The sequence below is a fragment of the Halobellus sp. Atlit-38R genome, assembly GCF_003665925.1.
GTDB lineage: Archaea > Halobacteriota > Halobacteria > Halobacteriales > Haloferacaceae > Haloquadratum > Haloquadratum inordinatus.
In genome coordinates this window covers 1-441 of sequence record NZ_QXIJ01000383.1, presented here as the reverse complement: position 1 = coordinate 441, position 441 = coordinate 1, and the positions used below count along the sequence as shown (strand labels likewise).

The following is a 441-nucleotide window of genomic DNA, read 5'->3' as shown; positions in this document are numbered from 1 at the left end:
ACCAGACACAGAGTTACCTACAGTGGTTCGAGAAGATCGGAAGAAACGACCTCGCGCTCGCCGGCGGTAAAGGCGCGAATCTCGGCGTCCTCGTTCACGCAGGACTGCCCGTCCCGCCCGGATTCGTCGTGACGACCGCAGCGTACCGAGCACTCACCGACGACGCGGAGATTCAGGAACTGATCGAGCGACTCGATTCGCTCGACACCGCCGATGCCGATGCACTGACGACGACAGCGGCCGAACTCCGGGCCCTCATCCAGAATCGTGCGTTTGACGAACCGGCCGAACGCGCGATTCTCGATGCGCTCGATAGCGACGCCGAGACCGGCACGACCTACGCAGTGCGCTCGTCGGCGACGGCTGAGGACCTCCCGACGGCGTCGTTCGCCGGCCAACACGACACGCATCTGGGCGTCCCCGCCGACGACGTCGTCGACA

1 protein-coding gene is annotated in these 441 nt (G+C 65.1%); it reads left to right on the top strand.

All coding sequences use genetic code 11. The features are described from left to right. Positions 1-441: PEP/pyruvate-binding domain-containing protein (locus tag D3D02_RS19965; RefSeq protein WP_304999814.1), on the top strand; the 441-nt coding region annotated here is incomplete at both ends.